This is a genomic window from Mesorhizobium sp. M0894 (assembly GCF_040319725.1).
Taxonomy (GTDB): domain Bacteria; phylum Pseudomonadota; class Alphaproteobacteria; order Rhizobiales; family Rhizobiaceae; genus Mesorhizobium.
In genome coordinates this window covers 45,933-51,932 of the sequence record NZ_JAMYOG010000028.1, presented here as the reverse complement: position 1 = coordinate 51,932, position 6,000 = coordinate 45,933, and the positions used below count along the sequence as shown (strand labels likewise).

Below are 6,000 nucleotides of genomic sequence, written 5' to 3'. Positions count from 1 at the left end.
TGGCGCTGTCTCTGGGCCTCGGGGGCGCGCGGAGCAGGGGGGTCGGGGGGGCTGTGGGCATGGCTCTGTGCCGCTTGGCGACTAGGGCAGTAGGGCAGTAGGTGTCTATTCAGCCGACAGCTTGCGGATGAGAAGCCGCAAGAGCTTTCCTACGCTCTCGCTGTGAGGCATCAATGATTCGACTGCCTCGCGAGAGGTAATTCCAACCCGTTGCGCGATTAGAAGGTGTGTCTCCAGTTCCTTGAGTGATCCCTGGGCGATCCTGAGAAACTGCTGGTAGGAAGCTCGGCTTTCTCGGCCGTAACCCTCGGCGATGTTGGCTGGCACAGACGTTGCTGCCCGACGCACCTGACCCGTCAGCCCGTAGAGCTCGTCCTTCGGCCAGGTCCTTGTGACTTGGGAGATTGCAACCGTTAGGTCCATGGCTTGCTGCCAGACGATCAGATCCCTGTACGATGCGATCTTGTCCGTCATCCTTGCCCTACTGCCCTACTGCCCTAACTGCCCTACTGCCATATTGCCCTACTCTCCTACTACACATTCAGCAGCAAATACTCCCGCTCCCATGGGCTGATCACTTCCATGAAGGTCTCGAATTCCGCCCGCTTGATCGCCGCATAAGTCGCTGCGAAGGATTTGCCGAGTAGGGCGCAGAGTTCCTCGTCGGCCTCGAACAGGTCGACGGCTTCGAGCAGGCCGCGCGGCAGGTCGATCTCATCCTCATTGGCGGTCGTCAGTACCGGCGGATCGGCCTTGATCTTATTGGTCATGCCGATCAGCCCGCAGGCGAGCGATGCGGCCAGCGCCAGATAGGGATTGGCGTCGGAGGAAGGAATGCGGTTTTCGACGCGCCGCGCTGCCGGGTCGGAGCGTGGCACGCGAAAGGCCGTGGTGCGGTTGTCGTAGCCCCATTTGTTGTTGACCGGCGCCGAGGCCGCCTGCGTCAGCCGCCGGTAGGAATTGACGTAGGGCGCAAACATCACCAGCGCGTTCGGCACATGTTTCTGCATGCCGCCGATGAAGTGGAAGAAGGCCTCGGTCTCCGAGCCGTCCTCCGCGGAAAAGACGTTCTTGCCGGTCTTCTTGTCGATGATCGACTGATGGATATGCATGGCCGAACCGGGCTGCCCCTGGATCGGCTTGGCCATGAACGTGGCATAGATCTCGTGCTTCAGCGCCGCCTCGCGGATGGTTCGCTTGAACATGAACACCTGGTCGGCGAGCTCGATCGGATCGCCGTGACGCAGATTGATTTCGAGTTGGCCGGCGCCCTCTTCGTGGATCAGCGTGTCGATCTCCAGGCCCTGGCTTTCGGAGAAATGATAGATGTCGTCGATCAGTTCGTCGAATTCGTTGACCCCGGCGATCGAATAGCCGGCGCCGCCGCCGATCGGCCGTCCGGAGCGCCCGACTGGCGGGGTCAGCGGGTAGTCCGGATCGGGGTTCTTGCGCACCAGGTAGAACTCGATCTCGGGCGCCACCACAGGTCTCAGCCCGCGTCTGTCATAGGCGGCAAGCACGCGCTTCAGAACGTTGCGCGGTGTGAACTCGACCGAGCGGCCGTCCTGGTGGACGAGGTCGCAGATGACCGCCGCCGTCGGGTCCTCCTCCCACGGCACCACCGTCAGCGTCGAGAGGTCAGGCATCAGCTTGAGGTCGCCATCGTCCTCCGGATAGTGGAAGCCGTTGCCGTCCTCCGGATAACCACCCGAGATCGTCGTCATGAACACCGCCGAAGGCAGGGCAAGCGAGGTGTTGGAGGTGAACTTCTTCGACGGCATCATTTTGCCGCGCGCAACCCCGGCCTGGTCGGGCGTGATGCATTCGATGTCTTCGATGCCGCGCCATTCCAGCCAGGCGCTGACTTCCTTCCAGTTCTTGACGCCACGTTGGTTTTTCACGAAGGCAGGCGTGCGGGCGCGTCCTCCGCGGCTCGACGGACGGACTTCCTTTTTTGCAGGCGGCATCAATCACCAGATTTGTTGCAGATTGTGGAGTATAGCCGTTGCCGGCGACCAAAGGGAAGGGGAGCCGGCTGGCGTGCGCCTCGATTACCGGGGGAACACAACGACTTCCGGATAAAAACATCCTGGTCTAGGGTCGGCGTCCCGCAACGCCGCAATTGAAGACGCCGAATGCAACACAGCCGCAAACTGACGACGATCGGCTTCGACGCCGACGACACGCTGTGGCAGAACGAACAGTTCTTCCGCATGACCGAGAAGCGCTTTGCCGCGCTGCTCGCCGACCACGCCGAGGAGGACTGGATTTCGGCAAGATTGCTGGAGGTCGAGAAGCGCAACCTCGCGGTCTACGGCTTCGGCATCAAGGGATTTACGCTGTCAATGATCGAGACGGCGATCGAGGTCACCGAAGGCCACGTGCCTGCCTCAACCATTGCCGAAATTCTCGCCGCGGGCCGCGAGATGCTCAGCCATCCGATCGAGCCGCTTCCCTATGCGCGCGAGACCGTGGAAAAGCTGGCCGGCGCCTACCGCCTGGTGCTGATCACCAAGGGCGACCTCTTCGACCAGGAACGCAAGCTCGCGCAATCCGGACTGGGCGAGCTGTTCCATGCGGTCGAAATCGTCAGCGACAAGAGCGCTGCCACCTATAGCCGGATCTTCAGCCGTTACGGCGATGGCCCGGAAAAGGGCATGATGGTCGGCAACTCGCTCAAATCGGACGTCGTGCCGGCAATCGAAGCCGGCAGTTGGGGCATCCACGTGCCGCATGAACTGACCTGGGTGCTGGAGCATGTCGAGCCGCCGGTCTCAGCACCGCGCTTTCGCCAGATAGCCAATCTCGGTGAACTGCCGGGCCTGATCGAGCGTATCGGCGAGATTGATTGATCAGGTCTGCAGTCGACGCGTCGCGATAGAGGTCAGTTGCGGCCGAGCCCGACCAGCCGGTCGATCACCGGCTGCAGCCGTTCGGTGGTGATCGGCTTGACGACCACCGCATCGATGACGCTCGACAGGCCCAGGGTCTCCGGAGTGCCGGTCTTGACTGAGAGCAGGATCACCAACGGAAGCGATTTGCCTGACGCCCTTCGCAGCGCATCGATGCCCGACAGCAAGGCGTCGCAGTCACCGTTCTCCGCTCCGCCGTCGAGAACGACAGTGCCGGGAATCAGCGCGTGCAAGGCCTTTGCCGCGGTTTCGGGAGTTTCCGAGATCGGTTTGAGGCCGGACCGCTCAACGATCTTTGAAACCACGACCCGGTTGATCGGTGATTTTCCGACCACCAGCACCCGCGAGAAATCTGGGAGCATCCGCGTCTCCACGCCCCGGCTAACGAACGCCGCCTGCTTTGCAGTCTCGATTTCGCGATTCGCTGGGCACATGGCGGGGCAGGCCGTTGTTCAGTGTTTCAATGCAGGGTTGAAACTTGACAGGTAATTGGCGTGAGATCGCTGCTCATGTCAAGCTGAAATGGCATATCAGGAGAATATCGCAAGAAACATTAAAATTCAAATTAAGTGCTTTTCTTTGCCGCCGCTCGAAAGGAGAAGTCGCCATTACAACTGGGCAGGCTTCAGCGAAGTTTGGCTGTGCAGCGCGAACGCATCAACTCGCAGCCGTAGCCGGATTGAAGCAGGTTGGATGAAGGCGAGGCAAGTCTGTCGCGAGCTTGTCGCATCGCCTCGCTGGACTATCCTTCCTCGTTGGCTAAGCACGTCTCTTTGAGCGACGGGAGATGACAATGGAACTCGTGACTCATAAGAAATTTAAAAACGGCCGGTTGATGCCATGGGGAAAGGGTACGGTCGTTACCGGCGCAAAGGGGTTTGTCTACCTTTCCGGAAATACCGCGACGGCCGAGGACTACGATCCGATCGGCAAAAGCGGCGGCGGCGCCATTGGCGACGCGGCAGCACAGTGGCGCGCAGTTCTCACCAACATCAAATCAGATCTGGAGGAGCTTGGCAGCGCGCTCGAGCATCTCATCCGGCTGACCTTCTTTGTTAAGGGGCCATTTCCCGATGGCGGCGTTCTGAGCTCCCCCAATTTCCGCTTGGACGTCTTGGACGAATTCTTTGCGGTGCACTGCCCGAAGCACTGCAGCTACAACAACCCGCCGCCCTCGGAAGTTATTGGAGTTGCAGCGCTTGCTCAGTCTGATCTTGTCATTGAAATCGTTGCATTAGCAGCTCTGCCGGACTAGGCAGAGCCGCAGCCTGCGAGGTGCGATAGCATGCGTTCAAAAAGGCGCGGTGCGGTAGAATTCATTAGTCGTGGCTCCGCTGTGTGACGATGACCGGGATCAGCAGATCGCCCCAGTTGCCATCGCCGCCATGGTGACGTGCCGAGCGCACCAGTTCGACCGAGACGCCGGCCTCGACCGCCTTCATCACCGACTGATTGAGCCTGTGCAGATCGTTCGCCAACATGCGAATGGTCGCCTGCTGGTCGACATTCATGCTGGTGGCTTGCTCTTCGGCCCGTTCCTTGACGCGGCTTATCGATGCCATTGGTCTTCTCCTTGTGTTGTCATGCCCGTTTGGGCGTTCCCTCTGTTTGTCTGCTATTCCGCTATTCCGCTGCCGGCCTGAATTGGGCGTGCTCGGTCGATCCATGCATGGCCGTTGTCGAAGACTGGCCACCGGTGATCGCCATCGAGACGGCGTCGAAATAGCCGGTGCCGACCTCGCGTTGGTGCTTGGTGGCAGTGTAGCCATTGGCTTCCGCGGCGAATTCCGCCTGCTGCAGTTCCGAATAGGCAGCCATCTGCCGCTCCTTGTAGCCGCGGGCGAGCTCGAACATGCCGAAGTTGAGCTGGTGGAAACCGGCCAGCGTAATGAACTGGAACTTGTAACCCATGGCGCCGAGTTCCTTCTGGAACTTCGCAATCGTCGCGTCGTCGAGATTCTTCTTCCAGTTGAAAGACGGCGAGCAATTATAGGCAAGCAGCTTGCCGGGATGGTGCTTGCGCACACCCTCGGCAAACGTCCTGGCCTGCGCCAGATCGGGCTTGGAAGTCTCGCACCAGATCAGGTCCGCATAGGGCGCGTAGGCGACGGCGCGGGCGATGCAGGGCTCGATGCCATTGCTGACACGATAGAAGCCCTCCGCGGTGCGGCCGGCGCCATAATCGACGAAGGGCTGGTCGCGCTCATCGATGTCGGAGGTCAAGAGCTGTGCCGCTTCCGCATCGGTGCGGGCCACGACCAGCGTCGGCGTGCCCATGACGTCGGCGGCAAGCCGCGCAGCGTTGAGGTTGCGGATGTGTGCAGCGGTCGGGATCAGCACCTTGCCGCCGAGGTGGCCGCATTTCTTCTCCGAAGCCAGCTGGTCCTCGTAATGGACGCCGGCCGCACCCGCCTCGATGAATGCCTTCATGATCTCGAAGGCGTTGAGCGGCCCGCCGAAGCCGGCTTCGGCATCGGCGACGATCGGCGCGAACCAGGTGTCGACCGACAGCCCCTTGCCTTCGGAAGTCTCGATCTGGTCGGCGCGCTGCAAGGTGCGGTTTATGCGCTTGACCAGTTCGGGCGCCGCATTTGCGGGATAAAGCGACTGGTCCGGGTACATGGCGGAAGCGGTGTTGGCATCGGCGGCGACCTGCCATCCCGACAGATAGATCGCTTTCAGCCCGGCCCGCACCTGCTGCATTGCCTGGTTGCCCGACATGGCACCGAGCGCGTTGACGAAATCCTCTTCATGGATGAGCTGCCACAGCCGGTTTGCCCCCATTTCGGCGAGGCTCTGCCGAATCTGCACCGAGCCGCGCAGCCGTCTCACGTCCTCTGGCGAATACGGCCGTTCGATGCCATCGAAGCGCCCTTGGGGCGCCGACGGGACAAGGTTGTAAAAATCGGTCATTGGTCACTCCAGGCTGGCTTTAATGCCGGTTTCGGAAACGCCGTACAGAAGGAATATGTGCGCCGTGTGCGTGACATCATTTACATGTCGGCACTACGCAAGCGAGACAAACTCCGAAATTGGCCATGAAATAAGAGAAAACCTGTGTTGTATTTGACTGATGAGAGCTGTAAAT

At 60.6% G+C, this 6,000-nt stretch carries 7 protein-coding genes; 2 read left to right on the top strand and 5 right to left on the bottom strand.

Features of this window, described 5'->3' with window-relative positions; genetic code table 11:
* Nucleotides 1-105: 105 nt before the first annotated feature.
* Together NKH91_RS30285 and NKH91_RS30280 are read right to left on the bottom strand one after the other, a co-directional pair.
* Nucleotides 106-474, bottom strand: coding sequence for a four helix bundle protein (locus tag NKH91_RS30285; protein ID WP_023719407.1), 369 nt, complete (start codon nucleotides 472-474; stop codon nucleotides 106-108).
* A 59-nt stretch (nucleotides 475-533) separates the two neighbouring features.
* Nucleotides 534-1,967 carry a glutamine synthetase family protein gene (locus NKH91_RS30280; RefSeq protein ID WP_023719406.1) on the bottom strand — a complete coding sequence of 478 codons (1,434 nt, stop codon included), beginning with the start codon at nucleotides 1,965-1,967 and terminating at the stop codon, nucleotides 534-536.
* A gap of 168 nt (nucleotides 1,968-2,135) precedes the next feature.
* On the opposite strand from NKH91_RS30280, the gene NKH91_RS30275 reads away from it, so the two are divergent.
* Nucleotides 2,136-2,852 carry an HAD family hydrolase gene (locus tag NKH91_RS30275; protein WP_352493833.1) on the top strand — a complete coding sequence of 239 codons (717 nt, stop codon included), beginning with the start codon at nucleotides 2,136-2,138 and terminating at the stop codon, nucleotides 2,850-2,852.
* 32 nt (nucleotides 2,853-2,884) lie between these two features.
* Here the strand turns inward: NKH91_RS30275 and NKH91_RS30270 are convergent, their stop codons facing one another.
* The gene (locus NKH91_RS30270) at nucleotides 2,885-3,274 is read right to left on the bottom strand and encodes an ANTAR domain-containing protein (protein WP_156948085.1); all 390 of its coding nucleotides are present in this window, start codon (nucleotides 3,272-3,274) and stop codon (nucleotides 2,885-2,887) included.
* Nucleotides 3,275-3,705: 431 nt separating this feature from the next.
* On the opposite strand from NKH91_RS30270, the gene NKH91_RS30265 reads away from it, so the two are divergent.
* Complete coding sequence (locus NKH91_RS30265; protein WP_023719403.1) at nucleotides 3,706-4,167, top strand: RidA family protein; 462 nt, start codon at nucleotides 3,706-3,708, stop codon at nucleotides 4,165-4,167.
* A gap of 64 nt (nucleotides 4,168-4,231) precedes the next feature.
* Here the strand turns inward: NKH91_RS30265 and NKH91_RS30260 are convergent, their stop codons facing one another.
* Entirely contained in the window at nucleotides 4,232-4,474 is a 243-nt protein-coding gene (locus tag NKH91_RS30260; RefSeq protein ID WP_023719402.1) for an SMc00767 family acetate metabolism repressor, read from the bottom strand.
* A gap of 61 nt (nucleotides 4,475-4,535) precedes the next feature.
* Nucleotides 4,536-5,825, bottom strand: a complete 1,290-nt coding sequence (gene aceA / locus NKH91_RS30255; RefSeq protein WP_023719401.1) for an isocitrate lyase — start codon at nucleotides 5,823-5,825, stop codon at nucleotides 4,536-4,538.
* Nucleotides 5,826-6,000: the final 175 nt, after the last annotated feature.

Excerpts from the sequence above, each read along its gene's own strand:
- NKH91_RS30265 (WP_023719403.1), top strand. The coding sequence starts at position 3,706 with ATGGAACTCGTGACTCATAAGAAATTTAAAAACGGCCGGTTGATGCCA.
- NKH91_RS30270 (WP_156948085.1), bottom strand. The coding sequence starts at position 3,274 with ATGCTCCCAGATTTCTCGCGGGTGCTGGTGGTCGGAAAATCACCGATC.
- aceA (WP_023719401.1), bottom strand. The coding sequence starts at position 5,825 with ATGACCGATTTTTACAACCTTGTCCCGTCGGCGCCCCAAGGGCGCTTC.
- NKH91_RS30260 (WP_023719402.1), bottom strand. The coding sequence starts at position 4,474 with ATGGCATCGATAAGCCGCGTCAAGGAACGGGCCGAAGAGCAAGCCACC.
- NKH91_RS30280 (WP_023719406.1), bottom strand. The coding sequence starts at position 1,967 with ATGCCGCCTGCAAAAAAGGAAGTCCGTCCGTCGAGCCGCGGAGGACGC.
- NKH91_RS30275 (WP_352493833.1), top strand. The coding sequence starts at position 2,136 with ATGCAACACAGCCGCAAACTGACGACGATCGGCTTCGACGCCGACGAC.
- NKH91_RS30285 (WP_023719407.1), bottom strand. The coding sequence starts at position 474 with ATGACGGACAAGATCGCATCGTACAGGGATCTGATCGTCTGGCAGCAA.